We start from the raw sequence: 20,079 nt of genomic DNA, 5'->3' as shown, positions 1-20,079 counted from the left end.
CCATTCATTTTTTCTTCTTGCCGACCTTGGATTCCTGGCCCGCGATCAGCCGGTTGATGTTCTCGTGGTGACGCCAGATCAGCAGCAGGCTCATGGCGCCCACGGCGCCCAGCACCGGGCGGTGCATGTCCCACAGGTGGCCGTCGCCCAGGATGTAGAGCAGCGGCGCCGCCAGCGCGGCCAGCAACGCACCCAGCGACGAGTAGCGCGAGATCAGCACCGTGGCGATCCACACGGCCAGCACCAGCGCCCCCAGCCAGCCGCTGATGCCCAGCAGCACGCCGGCTGCCGTGGCCACGCCCTTGCCGCCCTTGAAGCGGAAGAACACCGGGTACAGGTGACCGATGAACGCCGCCAGGCCCACCAGCGCCAGCGTGCCCTCGCCCAGGCCGTAGGCGGGGCCGAACGCCTTCACCAGCACCACCGGCAGCCAGCCTTTGACGGCGTCGAGCAGCAGCGTGACGGCCGCCGCCTTCTTGTTGCCCGAGCGCAGCACGTTGGTCGCGCCGGGGTTGCCGCTGCCAAAGGTACGCGGATCGGCAACGCCGAAGGCGCGGCTGACGATCACGGCAAAGCTCAGCGAGCCCATCAGGTAGGCCGCCACGATGGCCAGCAGGGACAGCAGGGTTGGGTTCACGCGAATCTCCGGAAAACTGATCGGCTGCGATTGTGCGTCACGGCCCCCGCACACCGCGCACCCGGATGACCGCCTGCGCGATGAAGCCCGTCAGGCCCACCACCCCAGCGGTTGTGCACGGCACGGCAGTCCGTGCTCTGACCCTCGGCGCAATAGCTCCGTCGGGCGAGGCCGCCCCTTCACAGCGGCAGCGCGCACTCGACGGGCTGGGCGGCCAGCACCTGCACGCAGGCCTGCGGATCGATCTCGATGAGGTAGCCACGCCGGCCGCCGTTGATGAGGATGCGCGGCAGCGCCAGGATGCCGGCTTCGACGTAGACCGGCATGTCGCGCTTGGTGCCGAACGGCGAGGTGCCGCCCACCATGTAGCCGCTGTGGCGCTGCGCCACCTCGGGCTTGCAGGGCTCGACGTGCTTGGCCCCGATCTGGCGGGCCAGGTTCTTGGTCGACACGCTGCGGTCGCCGTGCATGAGGACGATGAGCGGCTTGGCCGCCTCGTCCTGCATGACCAGCGTCTTGACCACGTGGTGCGGGTCCCAGCCCAGCACGGCCGCGCTGTGCTGGGCGCCGCCATGCTCAACGTAGTCGTAGGTGTGTTCGGTGAAGGCCACGGCCCTGGCCTTGAGCAAGGCCGTGGCGGGGGTTTCGGAAACGTGTTTCTTGCCCATGGAAGCGGTCCAGGCCGGTGAAGAAAGCGTCGATTGTCAGGGCTTGGCAGCCGGCCGATGCGCCGCGCCGAGACGCAGGCCCATGCGCCAGCCAGCGCCTGCCAAGGCCGCCGCAAACGCCTGGCTTGCGTGCCGGCATTCCCGCGCCTGCAGAATCGACGGTTTTTTGCGCGCCGCGCGCGCCGCTTCCTGAAAGGAGTTCTGGCCCATGGACATGGCCTGGTTTGACGCCCTGGATCCCCACTGGCAAACCCTGTTGCAACTGAGCTCGCTGGTGCTGGCCAGCGGTGCGCTGGGCGGGCTGCTGGCCTGGATGGCCCGGCGCATGGCCGCCCTGCTGCGCCAGCGGCTGAGCGGCTGGGCCGCCCACCTGCTGCACGTGGACGTGGTGAAGCGCTTCACCCAGGCCCTGCCCTCGCTGCTGGTGCAGGCTGGCCTGCCGCTGTTCGCGGGCCCCACCAGCCAGATGAACACCGTGGTGCGCAACGTGGCCCTGGCGCTGACGGTGCTGCACCTCACGCGCGGCGTCATCAAGCTGCTGGACGTGTACCTGCACAGCACCCTGTCCCATGCCGGCGTCACGGGCCAGCAGCAGCGCTCCATCAAAAGCTACATCCAGCTGGCGCAGCTGCTGCTGGCGGCCATCGGGCTGGTGGTCATCGTCGCCAGCCTGATCGACCGCTCACCGCTCATCGTGCTCTCGGGCATGGGCGCGATGTCGGCCGTGCTGATGCTGGTGTTCAAGGACACGCTGCTGTCCTTCACGGCCGGGGTGCAGATCACCTCGAACGACCTGGTGCGCCTGGGCGACTGGATCGAGATGCCCCAGGCCGGCGCCGACGGCGCGGTGATCGACATCGCCCTCAACACCATCCGCGTGCAGAACTGGGACTTGACCATCACCACCATCCCCACCTGGCGCTTCATGTCTGAGAGTTTCAAGAACTGGCGCGGCATGCAGGAGGGCGGCGGGCGCCGCATCAAGCGCAGCCTGTTCATCGACGCGGCCAGCGTGCGCTTCCTCGATGCACAAGAGATCACCCGCCTGAGCCAGGTGCAGCTGATCAGCGACTACCTGGGCGACAAGCGCGAGGCCGTGCAGGCCACCAACGCCGAACGCCGCGCCCGCCTGGGCGAGCTGGCCGAGGTGGCCACCAACCAGCGCCGCCTGACCAACCTGGGCACCTTCCGCGCCTACGTGTTGGCGCACCTGCGCGCCAACCCCGACATCCACAGCGACAAAACGCTGATGGTGCGCCAGCTGGCCATGGCGGCCGAGGGCATCCCCATGGAGATCTACTGCTTCACCCGGTCCGTGGCCTGGGTGGAGTACGAGCGCGTGCAAAGCGATCTGTTCGACCACCTCATCGCCATCCTCCCCGAATTCGGGCTGCGCCTGTACCAGTCGCCCAGCGGGGTGGATATGCGGCAGTGGCGTGGCTTGGATGCGGGATGAGCGCGATTTTGGAGCGGACTAACAGTTTGAATTCAGCGGCTGCCGAGGGCAGTCCGCTGGAATGATGGGTTAGGCCTCAGTTCAGCTTACCGCAACATTGCTTGTACTTTTTCCCACTACCGCATGAGCAAGGCGCGTTGCGATCTCGCCCCTTCTGCTGCGGAGCTTTGATAACCGGCGAGTTAGTAGATACGACCTTCGCTTGTCGCATGAACAGGCGTGGGCTCGTGCCAGGAAACCACTTGCTCAGAAGGAACGAGTCCGCTCCAGCAACTGCAGCTCCAGAAATCGGCTCCAGAGCCCCCCAGGTAGTTGTAGTAGTGAAGCGAAGAAGCTTTGCGGGGAGCGACTCAAAGAAACTGGGCTTTCCGACGCTCTCGACGTAACGTCGCAGGGTTTCTTGGGCGCTTGCCGATGGGCTCCCCGCTGCAAGCCAGTCTCGGAAGGCCTGACCATGCTTCGACTGCCGTAAGTTCATGACTTGGCGAGCCGTCAACTGTTTGCTGCCAAAGGCCAGCCCAATGTCAGGTACGCCTGAGACTTGCTGAATTTGGGCGAAGGCTTCACGACCATGCGGTGAGAAGCCAAGCCTCTGCCCCTTTGCTTGCAGAACAGAAAGAGATGACGAGTCACCTGTGAGTTCGTTCACCTCCGTCTTGCCGCCTATACCAAGAAGGAAGTTTTCAAACACGACACGGAGGACTGCTCTGATTTCAGGCGGATCATTCTTCTCGGCTGGGACGTGAGGGTTGAAGACGGTAACCGTATCTGCCTTGCTTCCTTTCAAGTTCTCAATGGCACGACCGCCATTACGCACAGACAACAACGCCTGCAGGTACGGACTGTCCCTGATATCGCGATAGGCCTCAGCGCGAACTCCCTCTAGAAGTGATTCCGTTGCAAGCTGCGCCGTGCGGTCCAGCAGGAGTGTCTTGTACCTCTGCCTAGTTTCGGTCGTCGATGGCGGGTTCATGGCTAAGAACACGGCATCGACTGCCTTATCGAGTGGCAAGAAGTGGCCCGTAGCCAAATTGGGAGTCGATCGTTGATTCTCGGGTCCGTCTCCGACCTTGAAGAAGATGACGCCGGCAGTACCGACGTATCCGAACCACTGATCGAATCGGGCGAAGACGATTGTTCTTGTCTCTAGAAGTTCGAGAAGGACATCGTCGCCCAGCATAAACCTGAGCACAGACAGGATCTGCAGATTCCCGGTCGGGATTACGATCTGGTCGTACATGAGAAGGTAGTCGGCCAGTCGCGCCCAATAAGCCGAACTGTTCACCATCATGTCCGAGGCGCGCTCTTGACTTTGGATCATCGGCCAGATGCCAAGGTCGGTTGCAAGTAGTCTTCGCATGCGGGAGTAGTGGGTTCTGAGGCCTAACGAAGTAGCTAAGCGAGCCGGCCGAAGGCCGGTCCGCTTGAGCGCTATGTTAGCCAGAAACTTTGACAATGTCTGTGGAAAGAAAAGCAAGTGCGAGCAACTGAACAAATAAAATACTCAAATAAAAAATGTTCAACTTTTTTGCGGCATTCATTTTTAGAGATTTATGACTTTGCTCTCTGATGGAATTTGCAAGCTCAATTTCAGGAGTAAATTGCTTTAGTGATTCTTCAATTTTCTGCGCATGGTGAACAGCGCCTTTAAGCAATTCATGATACCAAAATCTATCCATGAGATAAAAAGCAAGCCAAACAACTACTGAAATAGCAATAAATATTGATGCGGTAGGTATTTTATAATCAAAGATGCTGACATGGCCGGCAAATCTGTAGGCGATTGCTGCGGCTCCAAGCAATACGCCAAGTATCGATATTGAGAAACTTCTAATTCTCAAACATAAATCATTGAAATGCATTTGTACATCAACAACTTTCTCCCATATGGAGATTCGAATTTTAAGAAGCTCTAAGTTTTTTTCTTCTGACATGCGTTGTGTTGTGGCTAACGGCGGAAGTAAGCCGGCCGCCGAAGGCGGATCGGCTTGACCGAATGGTTAGGCCAGAAGGCAAAGAGGGAGCGCCGCGATGTGCAGACGTGCGCAGCCCACGGAAAAGCGCTGGGCCACGGAAGCGGAGCAGCGCTGCAAGAAAGATAGCAGGCGGCGCTGGATAAACGGGCGCCAGCGGCCAAAAAGACTTGAAATCGATCCAACCAACGCAAGCGAAGCCCAGCGCAGCGCCAAAACCCGCGAGAAGAAACCTGGGAGAAAGGCGAAGCGCTGGAATGAATGCGTGCCTGCATGACGCGGGATACGAGACGGCTAACGTTTGACATGAGAGGCGCTGGCCGGCTTGCCGGACAGCGTCCTCTCGATGGAATGGTTAGCCGCCTGCTTTAGCAACAGAGATCTGACCTCTGTCCTTTAGCTTCTTCTCGACCTGAAAACAGACAAGGAGCGGTACCGCTGGCGACACCCTCACGCCGCCGGGTCGCGGTGCACCTGGCGAATGGCGTCGATGGCCTTCATCAGCTCGGGCGACAGGGGCAGCTCGAACGCCTTGACGTCTTCTTCGAGTTGCGCCAGCGAGGTGACGCCGATGATGGTGCTGGCCACCTGCCACTTGTGGGCACAGAACGCCAGGGCCAACTGCGTGGGCGTCAGGCCGTGGTCGCGCGCGAGCTGGTTGTACAGCCGCGCGGCATCCAGCGCGGGCTGGCGGCCCCAGCGCTGCTTGCGCACGCTGGCAAAGCGGGCGATGCGGCCCAGCGCCGGGTCCAGGCCATCGCCGGTGCCGGTTTCGTCGTACTTGCCGGTCAGCAGGCCAAAGGCCAGCGGCGAATAGGCCAGCAGGCTCACGCCCAGGCGGTGGTTGGTCTCGTCCAGTGCGTTTTCGTACTGGCGGTTGACCAGGCAGTAGGCGTTCTGGGTGCTGACCACGCGCGGCAGGCCATGCTGCTCGGCCAGCCGCACGAACTCGTGCACGCCGTAGGGCGTTTCGTTCGACAGGCCGATGTGGCGGACCTTGCCGGCCTTCACCAGTTTGCCCAGCGCTTCCAGCTGGTCGTGGATGGGCGTCTGGCTGGTTTCCTTCTCGGGCTGGTAGGCGATGGCGCCGAAGGCCGGCACATGGCGCTCGGGCCAGTGGATCTGGTAGAGGTCGATGACGTCGGTCTGCAGGCGGCGCAGGCTGCCCTCGCACGAGCGGGCGATGTCTTGCGGCGTCATCCCCAGGCCGTCGCGGATCCACGGCATGCCGCGCGAGGGGCCGGCCACCTTGGTGGCCAGCACCACCTGCTGGCGCTTGCCGGGGTTGGCGGCGAACCAGTTGCCGAGGATGGTCTCGGTCGCGCCATAGGTTTCGGCGCGCGCGGGCACGGCATACATCTCGGCCGTGTCGAAGAAGTTCACGCCCAGTTCGAGCGAGCGGCTGAGGATGGCGTGAGCCTCGGCCTGCGGCACCTGTTCGCCGAAGGTCATGGTGCCCAGGCAGATGTGGGGCACGCGCAGGTCGCTCTGGCCCAGGGTGACGACTTTCATGCAGGGACTCCTTTGTGAAGCGGTCGATTGTGCCGCCGCCAGGATGCCTGCCCTGTCACCCGCGCCGGCCCGGGTGGCCACGCCGGGTCAGCGCGCGGCGATCCAGCCGATCTGGCCGGCGCTGATCGAGGTCGGCAGCACCCGGCCACCTGCCGCCACACGCCATGGCGCACAGGTGGCCGCGCCAATCATGCGTAGTATGCAAGCATATCCGTTGATTGACAAACGGAAGATCATCCATACTGCCCAACATTGGTGTAAGCACCGTGTCGCCGACACAACGGCCACGGGCCGGTCCCGTTGCTAGAGTGGTTCCGTTTCGTGCTGGTCCGCGCCGGACCCGGGCGGCCCGCGAACGCCACCGCCCCAACCGGGCACCAGCGTCCTCTGCCACCCGCGTGGCCGGCCCCATCGCCTGAGGGGGCCGCGCCTCGCGCGCCTCAACCCGGACCCTGCATGACCCCCTCTGAATTGGCCGAAGCCCGCGACGCCCTCGTCACCGCGGCCCAGCGCTTTGCACGCACCGAAATCGCGCCCCATGCCTCGGCCTGGGATGCGGCCGGCGAGTTTCCGCGCGCGCTGTACAAGCGTGCGGCCGAGCTGGGCTTTCTCGGCCTGGGCTACCCCGAGGCGTACGGCGGCACCCCCGCGCCGCGCGCCCTGCGCGTGGCCTTGTCGCGCACGCTGGCGCGCCACGCCGCCGCGGGCGGCACCTTGTCCAGCCTGATGTCGCACGGCATCGGCCTGCCGCCGGTCATCGCGCTGGGCAGCGAGGCCCTCAAGCGCGAGGTGGTGCCCGAAGTGCTGGCGGGCGAACGCATCTCGGCGCTCGCCATCACCGAACCGGGCGGCGGCTCGGACGTGGCCGCACTCAAGACCCACGCCCGCCGCGAGGGCGACGACTACGTGGTCAACGGCGAGAAAATCTTCATCACCTCGGGCATGCGGGCCGACTGGATCACGCTGGCGGTGCGCACCGACCCCGCCAGCAAGGGCGCCGGCGGCATCAGCCTGCTGCTGGTGCCAGGCGACAGCCGCGGCCTGTCGCGCACCCGGCTCGACAAAATGGGCTGGCTGGCGTCGGACACGGCACACCTGCGCTTTGACGAGGTGCGCGTGCCCGCGCGCTACCTGCTGGGCGAAGAGCACAAGGGCTTCCGCGCCATCATGGGCAACTTCAACAGCGAGCGTTACGGCATCGCCAGCTCGGCCCTGGGGTATGCCGAAGCCTGCTACGATGAGGCGCTGGCCTGGGCGCAACAGCGCCAGGCCTTCGGCAGTGCGCTGGTCGAGCACCAGGTGATCCGCCACAAGCTGGTCGACATGCAGCAGCGCATCCAGGCCACCGGCGCCTGGCTGGACCACGTGGTCGCGCAGGCCGATGCCGGGATCAACGACGCCGCCTGGGTGGCGTCCGTCTGCATGCTGAAAAACCAGGCCACGCAAACCTTCCAGTTCTGCGCCGACGCCGGTGTGCAGATCCTGGGCGGCATGGGCTTCATGCGCGGCACCGTGGTCGAGCGGCTCTATCGCGAGGTCAAGGTGCTCACCATCGGCGGCGGCACCGAGGAAATCATGAAAGAGCTGGCCGCGCGGCAGCTGGGGGTGGTGTGAGGCTTGGGCTGCCTTGGGGTGCCCAATGGGATTAGGGTATGCACTTGCAGGCGATATAAAAATGGAAAATGCAGGCCAATACCACCCAATTTGAATCACATCGCCACGGCCATGAGGTGAGATGACGCCCACCGGCTGGCGATGCGTGACCCGTCACATTCAGGGTGTGCAGCCTGAGCGGGCCGCACGCGGCAGGTGGCAATGGCCTCGCCAGTGTCGGCACAGGCCGCCTTTCGCTTGGTCACAAGGTATCCAGCGGGCTGAGGATGCCGCGCCCGCCCTTGTTCATCACGTGGGTGTAGATCATGGTGGTGCTCACATCCGCATGACCCAGCAGCTCCTGCACGGTGCGGATGTCGTAGCCCGCCTGCAGCAGGTGCGTGGCAAACGAGTGCCGCAGCACATGGGGCGACACCGGCTTGCTCAGCTGCGCACGCCTGGCGGCTTCGCGCACACCGCGCTGTACCGACTCGGGGTAGACGTGGTGCCGCCGCTCCAGCAGCTCACCCGTGCGTGCATCGGGCCGAGGGTCGGTCGAGCGCACCGGCGAAGGAAACACCCACTGCCACGCCCAACTGCGATCGGCATCGGGGTATTTCACGGCCAGCGCATGGGGCAAGTGCACACGGCCAAGGCCGGCCAGCACATCCTTGTCGTGCAGGGCCCGCGCTTTGTTCAACTGGGCCTGCAGTGGCGCGATCAGGTTCTCGGGCAGCACGGTCACCCGGTCCTTGTTGCCCTTGCCCTCGCGCACCACGATTTCGCGCCGCTCGAACTCGATGTCCTTCACGCGCAGGCGCAAGGCTTCCAGCAGGCGCATGCCTGTGCCATAGAGCAACTGGGCCACCAGCGCGGGGGTTCCCTCCATGTGCAGCAGCAACTCGCGCACCTCGGTGGGCGTCAGTACCACGGGCAACCGCCGGGGCTGTTTGGCCTGCACCACCTCGTCCAGCCAGGGCAACTCAATCTGCAACACCTGCTTGTACAGGTACAGGATGGCCGCCTTGGCCTGGTTCTGCGTCGAAGCCGACACCTGCCGCGCCACCGCCAAATGGGTGAGGAACGCTTCGACCTCGACTGCCCCCATCTCCTGCGGGTGCCGTTTGCCATGAAAGAGGATGAAGCGGCGCACCCAGTCCACATAGGCCGCCTCGGTGCGGATGCTGTAATGCCGCGCCCGCAAATGCTCGCGCAAGCGTGTGAGCAGGCGAGGCGGTTGAGGAGCGGCGTCCATCCGCGAATTTTTAGGTTTGCCTAAAAGCACGCCAACGGCGTTTTCCCTCATGAGTGATCAACCGCGCTTGCCTTGGCGGACGCGTCACCGTAGCATCGGGTCGTCTAAATCTAGTTAGGCAGGCCATGGAGAAGGAGCCTCTTTATCGCAAGGTGAACACGACCGCCCGCGGCGTGTTTCATCGGTTCGGAGCCGACTTCAGCACCACGCGTAGGAGCGTCAACGCTGGAGAAATGGAGCTTGATGCCATTTCTATGAAGAAGGGAGTGCGCCGAGGGCTGGACTACACCCCTCTATTCAGGTTCTTGCTCTCCCGAGTTGGAAAAAATTGGGATGAAGTCTATTCGGAGGCGGTTGCCCGATTGGATCGGAATGATCCAATCTTCTGGATGGTCGCGCTACGAGAGGCGGACGCACAGGAGTACTTCCGGTCTGGTGAAGCAAGCTACTTCAGCGGTTTGAAAGTAGACGAAGCTGGTGTTCTTCGCGTTGTAAACCCTTCAGTTGGCCCGGGAAGTCTCGTACCGCAGTGCCCGTGCTGTACCCACACGTTCAACGGAATCAAGTTCACACGACCATATGACGAATCACTTCGCCCACAGCGGTCCGCGACGAGGCTTGCCTAACCATTCGCTCCAGCGGACGGCTACGCCGCCCGCTGAGCTCAAACGTTAGGCGGCAGCGTGAAGTACGCGGATGGCACAGACATAAAGCCCGGCGACGTCATCCAGATTGATGGCGACTACCGTGGTCGTGTCATTGCATCAATGGACACAAGCGAGTACCTGCCAGGCGAGGATTGTTGGGCGTACCTTGGCTCGGGCATCATGGTCAACACAGACTTTGCAGGACTTGTGCATTACACGACGGAGACGGCTGAGGATTTCGTGCTCATAGAGCGTGGGGCAGCCGCCTAACAATTCATTCAAGCCGACCGCCACAAGTGGCGGCGGCTTAATTCAGGCGTTGGGCAGACACACTATGACCCTGAGTGAGTTCGGCGTCAGAGATTCTTTCGCGCTCGGCCGTGATGGCGAGACGCTGAGCCTCTATGTGGCGGGCATTCATCTGACCGAGTTCGATGACAGGCCGTATTGGCCAGCCTTTTTGACTGCACTGCGCGGAACGCATCGGCGCCTCGCGAGTGGCCTGAACGTTGGTAAGCATGAACAGTTGCTTTCGGGGCTCTCCGTTGAGGATGCTCATTGGTCGCTTCTAGATCCGAATTCGACGTTCGACGATCTCCACAGTGAACTAAGGTTCGCCAACTGGGGACCAACCACAGATGGTCATGTCTGCTTTCTACTTCCAATCAACGGTTCTCTATTTGTCTCGTGTAGCGAGGTCGGCAGCCTCTCTGTATCGACTGCACCGTTCCAACCACATGACTCCGCCGTTGCAATCAGCCAATTCCTCGCCGAAGCGGCCCAACCTTTCGCTCCAGCGGACGGCTTCGCCGCCCGCTGAGCTTGCACGTTGAACAGCAAGCGCACGAAGGTCGCGGGAATGGTCAAGTTGCAGAACCGTTGTGCTGGAAATTCCGTCGCCGCAATTGCGTACTGCGGGGCGGCAGTCGGGAGGCAAATGTCAGTGGCTATTGATCTGAGGTGCGGAACCGTCGCAACAGGACTTGCCTCGGTTGGTTTTGCCAGCGGGCTGCTGCCACAAGCCTTGCGCCGAGATCCGCGGCACGTGTCTAAATGCGGGCAAGCGTTGCGCGGGAAATACGGCGTGCTGTCCAACCCTTCGCTCCAGCGGACGGCTTCGCCGCCCGCTGAGCTTGAACGTTAGTCCCATCACCCGCTCTATGCGCGCAGCCACTTATTTCAGCGCTCGGCCCTGTTCCAAAGACTTTCTAGCATTTTTGGCCTCCAGCGCTTGTGCAGCAAGCGCCACCAGCTATCATTCTTGGAGCGCTGCGCCGCTTTCGTGGCCCAGCGCTTTTTGGTGGGCTGCGCCCTTGTCCAAGTCCGGGCGCTTCATTTTGGCCTTCGGGTCTAACCCGGCGCTCAAGCCGACCCGCCTACGGCGGGCGTCTTACCTTGGCCGTTAGGAGAAAGAATTTTCCATGTCAATATCCTTCGAAGATATAAAGATATTTATGGCAGTTCCCGCTTTAATAATATCTTTGGTATCTCTTTACTTTACGAGGGTGAACTGGATTCAATCTAACCGGCCAATAGTTACGGCATTCGTTACGGAACATAGCTCCGGAAATATGGCTGCCACATTTAACTTGGTCATTGCAAACACAGGAAATAGGCCTGCCGTTCGAGTTCAAATGCATGCAAAACCGGAAGAAATAAAAAAACTTCTTGAACCGAATGCCTCCAGGGAAAAAGCTCAAATGATTGAGTCAAATTTTCTTAAGTCAAGCGAAATTCCTTTGCTTAGAAATGGGGAAGAGTTAGTAACATCGTTTGGTGCCTTCAGCAAAAATTCCAACGACGATGCATGGCTCAGATATGGATCTGAGATAGAAATTAAAATTAAATACCGGGATTTGCAAGGAAGAAAATTTGAAGAAATACAGCCAATTAAGGTGTATGCCCGAAAGGGGTTTGGAGGTGGAGTCTGGAATGACGCGAAATCCTAACCCGGCGCCCAAGCCGACCCGCCTTCGGCGGTCGGCTTAGCTTTTTCGTTAGTCAAGATGGAAACAAAATACTGGCGCCTTTTCGGGGTGGCCGTTTTGCTTGCTGCCGTTTTGGCATCCGTCCTGTTTGTATCTCGGTTCTTTGCTATCGACAGTTGCCTTGATCGCGGAGGCCGCTGGGATTACGAAAAGAGGGAATGTGAACTATGAGAGGTCGCTTGTCTAACCCAGCGCTCAAGCCGACCCGCCTGCGGCGGTCGGCTTAGCTTGTTTGTTATGCCCCATCCATCAGACCGCCTCAAGCTGCTGATTCAATCAAATGCCGAGGAGGTCGCGCGGTTGCGTGCGCGCGTGCACGAGACATTCGCGCATCGCGATCGAAGCCCTGACAAGCGCTACGAGTGGGAGCGCGCCTGCGAGATCTTCCACTCTAGATACAACGAACTGGCATTTCCCGGTGGCTTTGAGGGGGCACTGGACCGCATCGTGGCTGGTGACCCCGAATCTATGGAGGCTGCCATCTGCTTCCTCGAGGTTCGCCCCTATTTCTTTCGGTCTGGCTACATGTTTGAGTCCATACTCCGCAGGGCCAAGCGTGCGCCCCTCTCCCAGGAGCAGGTCGCTAGGCTGCAGCACGTCATTCAAGCCTTGGCTGCATGGCGCTCAGAAAGGTCCGCCGCAAATGGGGCATAACAATTCATTCAAGCCGAACCCGCTTCGCGGGTCGGCTTAATTCAGGCGTTAGGCATCAGGAAAGTGAAATTGGCACTGGAAATTCGAAGATCGGCTCGCTTAATTATCGTCGACAGTGATGACAACCTACTTTTGTTCAAGTATCACGATGAACACCGCGATCCATTCTGGGCTACTGTCGGAGGAGAACTAAAGCCCGGGGAGACCTATCTGGATACAGCCCGAAGAGAGCTTTCGGAAGAAACTGGGATTGACGCAAAAATAGGCCCTCTCGTGCGGGAAAGAGACGAAATATATGCGGTTGCTAGATCCACGCCTGCGCGTTGGCTTGAGAGGTACTTTCTTGTCCGCTGCAAGTCATATCTACCCATAAATCAAGATGGATGGACTGATGAAGAGAGGGGCACAATTCGAGATTGGAAATGGTGGAGCCTGGAAGACATGAAGATCCAAGATGACGCAGTATTCAAGCCAGAGTGGCTCCCTGCAGCTCTTGAGTCACTTATACATGGGAATACTGATGCCTAACAATTCATTCAAGCCGACGCCGCTTCGCGGCGCGGCTTAATTCAGGCGTTGGGCAGCAAGAAATGCTTGAGTTCAGCAGGCCACCACGAGAGCCCGATCTTGAAGTTGAGTTGCATCTACTTCCGACGGAAAGCGGAGGACGTGCGGAGGCTCCTCTGCAGGGGTATCGTGTGCCGCATGACTTTGGCCTTCCAGGCGAAATGAATGATGGCCTTTACGAGTTCACTGGCGAACCCCCAGCGCCCGGTGCATCACAGCGGGCATTTGTGTGGTTGCTTGCTCCAGACAGAAATTACGGGCGCTTCGAGCCGGGGTTCGAATTCAGTATTTGGGAGGGCCGTAATATTGGTACTGGGCGCATTATTTGTGTGCTCAATGCAGCGCTGGCAATTGCTGCCCAACAGGTCGCTCCAGCGGACGGCTTCGCCGCCCGCTGAGCTTATTCGTTGGACGACATGAAACAAGCCCTCAACCTCCGACTGATCGTCACCGACCCGCTTCCTGGCGTTCAATGCGCCATGCAACGGGGACAGTCAGGTCTACACCCGCCAGTCGCTTCATCGGACGCCCTGGTGTTCGAGTTTGCCGTCCAAGTGGACCTGTCCAAGGACCCCATAAGCCTCACCGGCGAGTTCACACAAGGCCCGCCGGCCAAGCGGTTTGTGTACGTCAACTCAGGCACCTATGCCGGCGAGTCGGGCACCTCGTGGTCACGTCGCGCCAAGGTGCCCATCACGGGCATCCCCGCTGCATTGGCCAAGAGGCCATCGCTTCTGGCCAAGTGCTGCAGGCACGCGTGCATGGCCGTGCCAAGGATGGCGGGCCGTTCTGCGCGTCCGTTCCTCTGCTGTCGGATTGGGCTGTTGCGGGCGCCACCTGACAATTCGTTCAGGCCGAGCCAGGATGTGGCACCTTGGGTGCCGAAGCCAGCATCCTGACACGCTGAGCAACCTGCGCTGCTGCGGACCCGTGCGGGCGTGTCGGCATCGACCATTTGGCGGCCATCACGGCCTTTGACGACTTTCAGGGAGACCTCATGACGCTGAACAACGCCACCATGGCGAACTACGCCTTTCTCAAGGACATGTACCGCGATCCGTACTTCCCCAACGACCTGGTGAAACAGGGCGAGGCCATCCTGGTCGATGTGTGCCTGGCCCTAGAACGCAACCCACCCGCTGACCTGGCTGGGCTGTATGCGCTGACGCACGCTGCCACCGAGCGCTTCAACGACCTGCAGGAAGCCTTCGAGGAGCGGGGCAGCGAGATCGAAACCGCCGCCCGCGAGGCGATTGCCCAAGACTTCGACGCCATCGCCAAGGCCTACGGGTTTGCCGAGGCCGACGTGGAAGAACTCATGGCGCCGCGAGATTGGTGAGCCTGGATGCCTGCCAGGCCGTCGGCCTGGGGCCATGCCGCAATGCCGAGGGCTGGCACCCGTGCGCATGCTGTCGATTTGGCGCGCATCCGCATGCCTTACCCTCTGATACCCGTTCAAGCCATCATGCCGATGGGGCGAACATCCATCCGACATCACCCCATTTCCCCCATGATCACCTGCTACCTGCGCTACATCATCGACCCATACAAGGTCAAAGAATTCGAGCATTACGGCAAAGTCTGGATACCCCTGGTGGAGAAGTTCGGCGGCACGCACCACGGTTATTTCCTGCCGTCTGAGGGCGCCAACAACGTGGCGCTGGCCCTGTTCACCTTTCCCAGTCTGGCGCTCTACGAGGCCTACCGCACCCAGTCGCTCGATGACCCCGAATGCCAGGCCGCCTTCAAGTACGCCGAAGACACGCGCTGCATCGTGAGTTATGAGCGCAGCTTCTTTCGCCCGGTTTTTGGCCAGTGACGGCCTGCCCGCACGACCATGGCGCCCCAGCCCTACCTCGTCATCGAGGGCCACGTCAGCGAGTACCCCGAGCCCATCACCTTTGAAGCAGGCGCACTGCTGACCGTGGGCGAGACCTACCAAGGTCCAGAGGGCTGGGACAACTGGTTGTTTTGCGAAACACCCGGCCAGCCAGGTGGCTGGGTGCCACGGCAGATCCTGGAAATGTCCCAGGACACCCTGGCGCGCGCCCGAGAAAGCTACACCGCCAGAGAGTTGGAGGTGCAACAAGGCGATGTGCTTTGGGGCTCCCGCGTCTTGAATGGCTGGGTTTGGTGCGACAGCGCCCGCACACCGACGTCGGGTTGGGTGCCGCTGGCCAAGCTTCAAGCCCTGCACGCGTCAAACCCGCATAACGCCGGCGGCGAATCCTGATCGTTCACCGGCGCCCTGTCTGGAGGCCAAGCGCCATGCGGGGACAGGTTTTGATGTGACTCGATGGTACCAGGCAGTATCAACGCATCACCGATGTCATTGAATCGACATCACCGCCATACTGCCTTGCCTGAATGATCTCAAACAATGCTCACCTTGACTCGCAGAGGCACACGCTTTCGCACGGGGTTGATGCCGGTTGGCAGGCGCCATCCCACGCCCCGCGGTAAAGGGATGGCCCGAATGCGATGCCCAGGCCGCCGATGTACTGACGTGGTGCGCCTGGCAGCGATCGGCCCTGAGGACCGAGGATGCGCCGTGAGCCCGGACACACCGGCTGAACCGGAGCGACACCCCGGCATGGCAATGGCCTGCGCCGCAGGCCGGCGCGGCATCAACTCGCCGAGCGCAAGCGCCGGTACACCGTCTGCCGGCTGATGCCCAGGCGGCGCGCGGCTTCGCTGACGTTGCCATTCACCGTCTGCAGCGTGCGTTGCAGGACCTGGTGCGACAGCTGCTTGAGGCTGCCCGTGTCCGGTCCTGGTTGCCACGCACCGGCAGCAGCACGCTCCTTGGCCACGGGGTGAGTCGTCGCCGCGGCCGCGGTGTCGTACCCCACGCCCTCGACGCCAGCACCGGCCAGGCCGGGTTCGTGGCGGCGCAAGGCCTCGCGCACGTCGTCGGCCAGGTGCTGCCACCCGATGAACGCCTCGTGGGGCTCGCGCAGCGCACAGGCCGTTTGCAGCACGCTGCTCAGCTGGCGCACATTGCCCGGCCAGTCGTAGCGGCGCAGGGCCGCCAGCAGGTCGGGCGCCACCGGCAAGGCGCCAGCGCCCTCGCACGCCTTGCCGGCGCCGGGGGCATCGGCCGGCCCCTGCGCTTCATCCGCCTCGCCCGGCCCCATGAAGCCGCGCAGGATGCGCAGCGCCAGCGCGTCGAAGTCGCTGCGCTCGCGCAGGGCCGGCAGGCGCAGCGCAAAGCCGTTGATGCGGTAGTAGAGGTCGCGGCGAAAGCGGCCGTCGGCCACGGCCTCGTCCAGCGCCGCGTGGGTGGCGCTCATCAAGGCGAAGTCCACGCCTGCGGGGGGGCCGCCGCCCAGTGGCGTGACCTGCCGCTCCTGCAGCACGCGCAGCAGCCGGGTTTGCAGCAGCACCGGCATGTGGCCGATCTCGTCGAGGAACAGGGTGCCGCCGTCCGCCTCGCGAATGCGGCCGGGGCTGCCGCTGCGCTGCGCGCCCGTGTAGGCGCCCGGCGCGTAGCCAAACAGCTCGGCCTCGATCAGGGACTCGGGGATCGCTGCGCAGTTGATGGCGACGAAGGGCTGGCCGGCCCGCGGGCCGCTGTCGTGGCAAGCGCGTGCAAACACCTCCTTGCCCACGCCCGATTCGCCGAGGATGAGCAGCGGCACCGGGGTGTGCAACAGTCGCCTGGCCTGTCGCGCCGCGCGCTGCCACAGCGAATCTCCCGTGTCGCAGCGGGCCAGGGCGTCAGGGCCCTCAGGGGCCGCAACCGGTGACGCACCCGTTGCCGGCCTGGACGGTGCCGACGCAGGCTGGTTCGGCCGCGCGCGCGGGGCCGGGCGCAGCACCCGGGGCTCGGGCCGGTGCACGCGCATGTGCAGGCGCTCGCCGTCGGGCAGGTACAGCGCCTGGGGCAGCTTGCCGGCCTGCGCCAGCAGCTTGGCCAAGCGGTGCTGCAGGCGATCCTCCAGCCGCAGCGAAAAGCAATCGCCGGTCGACAGCCCCAGCATGCGCATGCCTTCGGGGTTGCCACCGACCAGGACGCCCTCTGTCGTCAACACCACGATGCCTTCAGCCGGTGTATCCAGGCCCTCCGCTTGCGGATGAAGGTGGATACGCACATGCTCCGGGTAGCGCGACTTGAGCCAGCTGTTTTCGACCATGCGCGCCGCGCTGTTGGCCAGCACCAGCGCATGCGGCTGCGAGGCAAAGGCGTCACCCGAGATGTCGATCACGCCCGCCACCTCGCCCTGGGCCGTGAACACGGGCGCCGCCGAGCAATGCAGAAAGCCGTTCTGCGCCAGGTAGTGCTCGCCGGCCCGCACCTGCAGCGCCGTGCGCTCGGCCACCGCGGTGCCGATGGCGTTGGTGCCGCGCTCGCGCTCGTGCCAGGACTCGCCGCAGCGCAAGGCCACGCGTTGCGCCTGGTCCAGAAAGCCGTCGTCGCCCACGGTGTGCATCAGCGTGCTGTGCGCGTCGGCCAGCACCAGCATGCTGTGGTGGCCGCGCACCTGGCGGTAGATGAAGTCCATCACGGGCCGGGCAAAGGCCAGCAGCTGGGCGTTGCGCTGCAGCAGGCGCGCGAACGACGGGCCGGTGACCGGCCCCTGGCCTTCGCCGCGCGAGTCGGGGGCCAGGCCGGCATTCCAGCTTCGCTGCCAGGACCGCGCCAGGCGGTCATCCAGCGCGCTGGGCAGCACCACGCCTTGTTCCAGCAGGTGACGCCTGGCCTGCTGCAGGCCGTCTTCGTTGCGCATGCTTGTCTCCTGAGCGCGCGGCCCGGGCGGCCGGGCCGGGTGTGTCCGTGTGCGGACATCGGGGTGTGCGGGCCACTATAGCCAAAGGCCGCCACGGCGGGTGTGACAGATCACGACATGGCCTGCGTCCGGGCTGTGACAGGTCCTGTTCCAGTTTGGAACAGAACCTGTCACAGGCGGCCAGCTCGGCCCGGCCCACTCGATGCCTGCAGACACGCAGCCTGGCGGCCTGTGCGCCGGCAGCCCCGAGCTGGCATGAAGCTTGTATGTGACCGGGCGCCAGCCACCGGCTGAGCCCAAACCCAACAGGAGACAAACGCCATGAACATGTTCGACCTCAAGCAATTCCAGATCGACGTCGCCTACCCCTACAAGCAGCAGTACGACAACTTCATTGGCGGCAAATGGGTCAAGCCCTCGGCCGGGCGCTACTTCGAGAACGTGTCGCCGATCACGGGCAAGGTGTTCTGCACCGTGGCGCAGTCCGATGCCGAGGACGTGAACCGCGCGCTGGACGCCGCCCATGCCGCGCAGGACGCCTGGGGCCGCACCTCGGTGACCGAGCGCTCCAACCTGCTGCTGAAGATCGCCGACCGCATCGAGCAGAACCTGCACACCCTGGCCGTGGCCGAAACCATCGACAACGGCAAGCCGCTGCGCGAAACCATGGCGGCCGACCTGCCGCTGGCGGTAGACCACTTCCGCTACTTCGCGGGCTGCCTGCGGGCCGAGGAAGGCGCCATCTCCGAGATCGACGAGCACACCGTGGCCTACCACTTCCGGGAGCCCATCGGCGTGGTCGGCCAGATCATCCCCTGGAACTTCCCGCTGCTGATGGCGGCCTGGAAGCTGGCCCCCGCGCTGGCCGCCGGCTGTTCGGTGGTCATGAAGCCGGCCGAACAGACGCCCGCCTCCATCCTGGTGCTGATGGAGCTGATCGGCGACCTGATCCCGCCGGGCGTGGTCAACATCGTGAACGGCTTCGGCAAAGAGGCCGGCGAGGCCCTGGCCACCAGCAAGCGCATCGCCAAGATCGCCTTCACAGGCTCGACCCCCGTGGGCCAGCGCATCCTGCACGCCGCGGCCGACAACCTCATCCCCTCGACCGTGGAGCTGGGCGGCAAGAGCCCCAACATCTTCTTCGCCGACGTGATGGACCAGGACGACGCCTTCTTCGACAAGGCGATGGAAGGGCTGGCCATGTTCGCGCTGAACCAGGGCGAGGTCTGCACCTGCCCCTCGCGCATCCTGGTGCAGGAGTCGATCGCCGAGCGCTTCATCGAGCGTGCCCGCGAGCGCGTGGCCAAGATCAAGACCGGCCACCCGCTGGATGTCTCGACCATGGTGGGTGCCCAGGTGTCCAAGGTGCAGATGGACAAGATCCTGAACTACATCCAGATCGGGCAGCAGGAAGGGGCGCGCGCCATCATCGGCGGCGAACGCAACCTCATGGGCCAGGACCTGGACACCGGCTTTTTCATCCAGCCCACCATCCTGCAGGGCCGCAACGACATGCGCGTGTTCCAGGAGGAGATCTTCGGCCCCGTGGCGGCGCTGACCACCTTCAAGGACATGGACGAGGCCATCGCCATCGCCAACGACACCATCTACGGCCTGGGCGCCGGCGTGTGGAGCCGCGACGGCAGCACGGCCTACAAGATGGGCCGGGCCATCAAGGCCGGCCGCATCTGGACCAATTGCTACCACGCCTACCCGGCCCACGCCACCTTCGGCGGCTACAAGGCCTCGGGCATCGGCCGTGAAACGCACAAGGTGGCACTGGGCAACTACCAGCAGACCAAGTGCCTGCTCGTCAGCTACAGCCCGAACAAGCTGGGCTTCTTCTGACGCGCGCTCGCGCTGACCAGACCCTGGCCCGCTTCACGCGGGCTAGGGTCAGGGTCATGGGCAGGCATCAAGACATCCGCATAGGGTATCAACTTTTTTCCGATGCAGCACAAACGGCAATAACGCCATACTGCATCGTTCAATAGAATTCCAATCGAGCAGCGGCACGCATCCACCGCGTTGCACCGAGAGGCCCCACGCCCCCTCGCCCATCTGGAAGCTCCGGCTCACCAGCACCGCCGTGTGGCCCATGTCGGCGACGATCTGGGCGCCAGCCGAACTGACCCGTGCGCCGCCGCCTGTGCCGTCTGCAACTGCCCGGCCACCTCGATTCAGCGTGAGGCCAGCGCCTTTCGCAACGGTGCCTGATCACTCAGCGCGTGAAGCTCGCACCGCCTGGCCATGCGCCTCCGCACACCTCCACCCGTTCCAGCACGCGCCCTGCATCGGCCCCCCATGCACAGGCCACACCAGCCCACGGTGCTGACCCCGCCCGGGGCGCACGGGAAGCGCTGGGCAGGACAAGCGGCAGGCGCTCGCAGCCGAACGAC

At 63.1% G+C, this 20,079-nt stretch carries 21 protein-coding genes and 1 pseudogene; 13 read left to right on the top strand and 9 right to left on the bottom strand.

Features of this window, described 5'->3' with window-relative positions:
* Positions 1-4: 4 nt before the first annotated feature.
* The 3 genes from plsY to CCO03_RS19425 all read right to left on the bottom strand — a co-directional run bounded on the left by plsY (position 5) and on the right by CCO03_RS19425 (position 1,515).
* A complete protein-coding gene (plsY, locus tag CCO03_RS03025; RefSeq protein ID WP_418236038.1) occupies positions 5-637 on the bottom strand; it encodes a glycerol-3-phosphate 1-O-acyltransferase PlsY in 633 nt (210 codons plus the stop codon).
* A 179-nt stretch (positions 638-816) separates the two neighbouring features.
* Positions 817-1,305 (bottom strand): Cys-tRNA(Pro) deacylase, encoded by a 489-nt coding sequence (gene ybaK / locus CCO03_RS03020; protein WP_087277084.1) that lies wholly within the window; start codon positions 1,303-1,305, stop codon positions 817-819.
* A 36-nt stretch (positions 1,306-1,341) separates the two neighbouring features.
* On the bottom strand, positions 1,342-1,515 hold the full coding sequence (locus tag CCO03_RS19425) for a hypothetical protein (RefSeq protein ID WP_157667470.1): 174 nt from the start codon (positions 1,513-1,515) through the stop codon (positions 1,342-1,344).
* On the opposite strand from CCO03_RS19425, the gene CCO03_RS03015 reads away from it, so the two are divergent.
* Positions 1,514-2,761, top strand: coding sequence for a mechanosensitive ion channel family protein (locus CCO03_RS03015; protein WP_087277081.1), 1,248 nt, complete (start codon positions 1,514-1,516; stop codon positions 2,759-2,761). The genes CCO03_RS19425 and CCO03_RS03015 overlap by 2 nt on opposite strands.
* 76 nt (positions 2,762-2,837) lie before the next feature.
* Here the strand turns inward: CCO03_RS03015 and CCO03_RS03010 are convergent, their stop codons facing one another.
* The 4 genes from CCO03_RS03010 to CCO03_RS03000 form a co-directional block, all read right to left on the bottom strand.
* On the bottom strand, positions 2,838-4,121 hold the full coding sequence (locus tag CCO03_RS03010; RefSeq protein WP_087277078.1) for a YecA family protein: 1,284 nt from the start codon (positions 4,119-4,121) through the stop codon (positions 2,838-2,840).
* A gap of 76 nt (positions 4,122-4,197) precedes the next feature.
* Positions 4,198-4,695: a hypothetical protein gene (locus CCO03_RS19420; protein WP_157667469.1), complete on the bottom strand. Its 498-nt coding sequence runs from the start codon at positions 4,693-4,695 to the stop codon at positions 4,198-4,200.
* 14 nt (positions 4,696-4,709) lie between these two features.
* Positions 4,710-5,009, bottom strand: a complete 300-nt coding sequence (locus CCO03_RS03005; protein WP_087277075.1) for a DUF1010 domain-containing protein — start codon at positions 5,007-5,009, stop codon at positions 4,710-4,712.
* Between the two features lie 175 nt (positions 5,010-5,184).
* Positions 5,185-6,246 (bottom strand): aldo/keto reductase, encoded by a 1,062-nt coding sequence (locus CCO03_RS03000; protein WP_087277071.1) that lies wholly within the window; start codon positions 6,244-6,246, stop codon positions 5,185-5,187.
* 456 nt (positions 6,247-6,702) lie between these two features.
* Between CCO03_RS03000 and CCO03_RS02995 the strand changes: the two genes are divergently transcribed.
* A complete protein-coding gene (locus tag CCO03_RS02995; protein WP_087277068.1) occupies positions 6,703-7,860 on the top strand; it encodes an acyl-CoA dehydrogenase family protein in 1,158 nt (385 codons plus the stop codon).
* Between the two features lie 241 nt (positions 7,861-8,101).
* Here CCO03_RS02995 and CCO03_RS02990 read toward each other — a convergent pair whose 3' ends face one another.
* Complete coding sequence (locus CCO03_RS02990; RefSeq protein WP_087277065.1) at positions 8,102-9,094, bottom strand: integron integrase; 993 nt, start codon at positions 9,092-9,094, stop codon at positions 8,102-8,104.
* Between the two features lie 981 nt (positions 9,095-10,075).
* Here CCO03_RS02990 and CCO03_RS19415 point away from each other — a divergent pair.
* The 10 genes and pseudogenes from CCO03_RS19415 (at position 10,076) to CCO03_RS02950 (ending at position 15,183) form a co-directional block, all read left to right on the top strand.
* Entirely contained in the window at positions 10,076-10,561 is a 486-nt protein-coding gene (locus CCO03_RS19415) for a hypothetical protein (protein WP_157667468.1), read from the top strand.
* A 340-nt stretch (positions 10,562-10,901) separates the two neighbouring features.
* Positions 10,902-11,147, top strand: a complete 246-nt coding sequence (locus CCO03_RS02975) for a DUF1010 domain-containing protein (protein WP_087277055.1) — start codon at positions 10,902-10,904, stop codon at positions 11,145-11,147.
* Between the two features lie 15 nt (positions 11,148-11,162).
* Positions 11,163-11,690 carry a hypothetical protein gene (locus tag CCO03_RS19410; protein WP_157667467.1) on the top strand — a complete coding sequence of 176 codons (528 nt, stop codon included), beginning with the start codon at positions 11,163-11,165 and terminating at the stop codon, positions 11,688-11,690.
* A gap of 756 nt (positions 11,691-12,446) precedes the next feature.
* Positions 12,447-12,911: an NUDIX hydrolase gene (locus tag CCO03_RS02965; RefSeq protein WP_205690354.1), complete on the top strand. Its 465-nt coding sequence runs from the start codon at positions 12,447-12,449 to the stop codon at positions 12,909-12,911.
* Positions 12,912-12,973: 62 nt separating this feature from the next.
* Positions 12,974-13,348: a hypothetical protein gene (locus CCO03_RS19405; RefSeq protein ID WP_157667466.1), complete on the top strand. Its 375-nt coding sequence runs from the start codon at positions 12,974-12,976 to the stop codon at positions 13,346-13,348.
* Between the two features lie 18 nt (positions 13,349-13,366).
* Positions 13,367-13,615 (top strand): annotated as a pseudogene (locus CCO03_RS20800) (DUF5990 family protein); the annotation flags it as partial.
* A 2-nt stretch (positions 13,616-13,617) separates the two neighbouring features.
* Positions 13,618-13,791: a DUF5990 family protein gene (locus CCO03_RS20795; protein WP_472299120.1), complete on the top strand. Its 174-nt coding sequence runs from the start codon at positions 13,618-13,620 to the stop codon at positions 13,789-13,791.
* 156 nt (positions 13,792-13,947) lie between these two features.
* On the top strand, positions 13,948-14,289 hold the full coding sequence (locus CCO03_RS02960) for a DUF5713 family protein (RefSeq protein ID WP_087284057.1): 342 nt from the start codon (positions 13,948-13,950) through the stop codon (positions 14,287-14,289).
* A gap of 171 nt (positions 14,290-14,460) precedes the next feature.
* A complete protein-coding gene (locus CCO03_RS02955) occupies positions 14,461-14,769 on the top strand; it encodes an NIPSNAP family protein (RefSeq protein ID WP_087277049.1) in 309 nt (102 codons plus the stop codon).
* A gap of 18 nt (positions 14,770-14,787) precedes the next feature.
* Entirely contained in the window at positions 14,788-15,183 is a 396-nt protein-coding gene (locus CCO03_RS02950) for an SH3 domain-containing protein (RefSeq protein WP_087277046.1), read from the top strand.
* A gap of 394 nt (positions 15,184-15,577) precedes the next feature.
* Here the strand turns inward: CCO03_RS02950 and CCO03_RS02945 are convergent, their stop codons facing one another.
* Positions 15,578-17,680 carry a sigma-54-dependent Fis family transcriptional regulator gene (locus CCO03_RS02945; protein WP_169717446.1) on the bottom strand — a complete coding sequence of 701 codons (2,103 nt, stop codon included), beginning with the start codon at positions 17,678-17,680 and terminating at the stop codon, positions 15,578-15,580.
* Between the two features lie 321 nt (positions 17,681-18,001).
* Here CCO03_RS02945 and exaC point away from each other — a divergent pair, with 321 nt between their 5' ends.
* Entirely contained in the window at positions 18,002-19,528 is a 1,527-nt protein-coding gene (exaC, locus tag CCO03_RS02940) for an acetaldehyde dehydrogenase ExaC (RefSeq protein ID WP_087277043.1), read from the top strand.
* The last annotated feature ends 551 nt before the right edge of the window (positions 19,529-20,079 follow it).

Source organism: Comamonas serinivorans, assembly GCF_002158865.1.
GTDB lineage: Bacteria > Pseudomonadota > Gammaproteobacteria > Burkholderiales > Burkholderiaceae_C > Comamonas_E > Comamonas_E serinivorans.
Note: the sequence above shows the minus strand (reverse complement) of the source record. Positions and strands in the feature narration are given on the sequence as shown.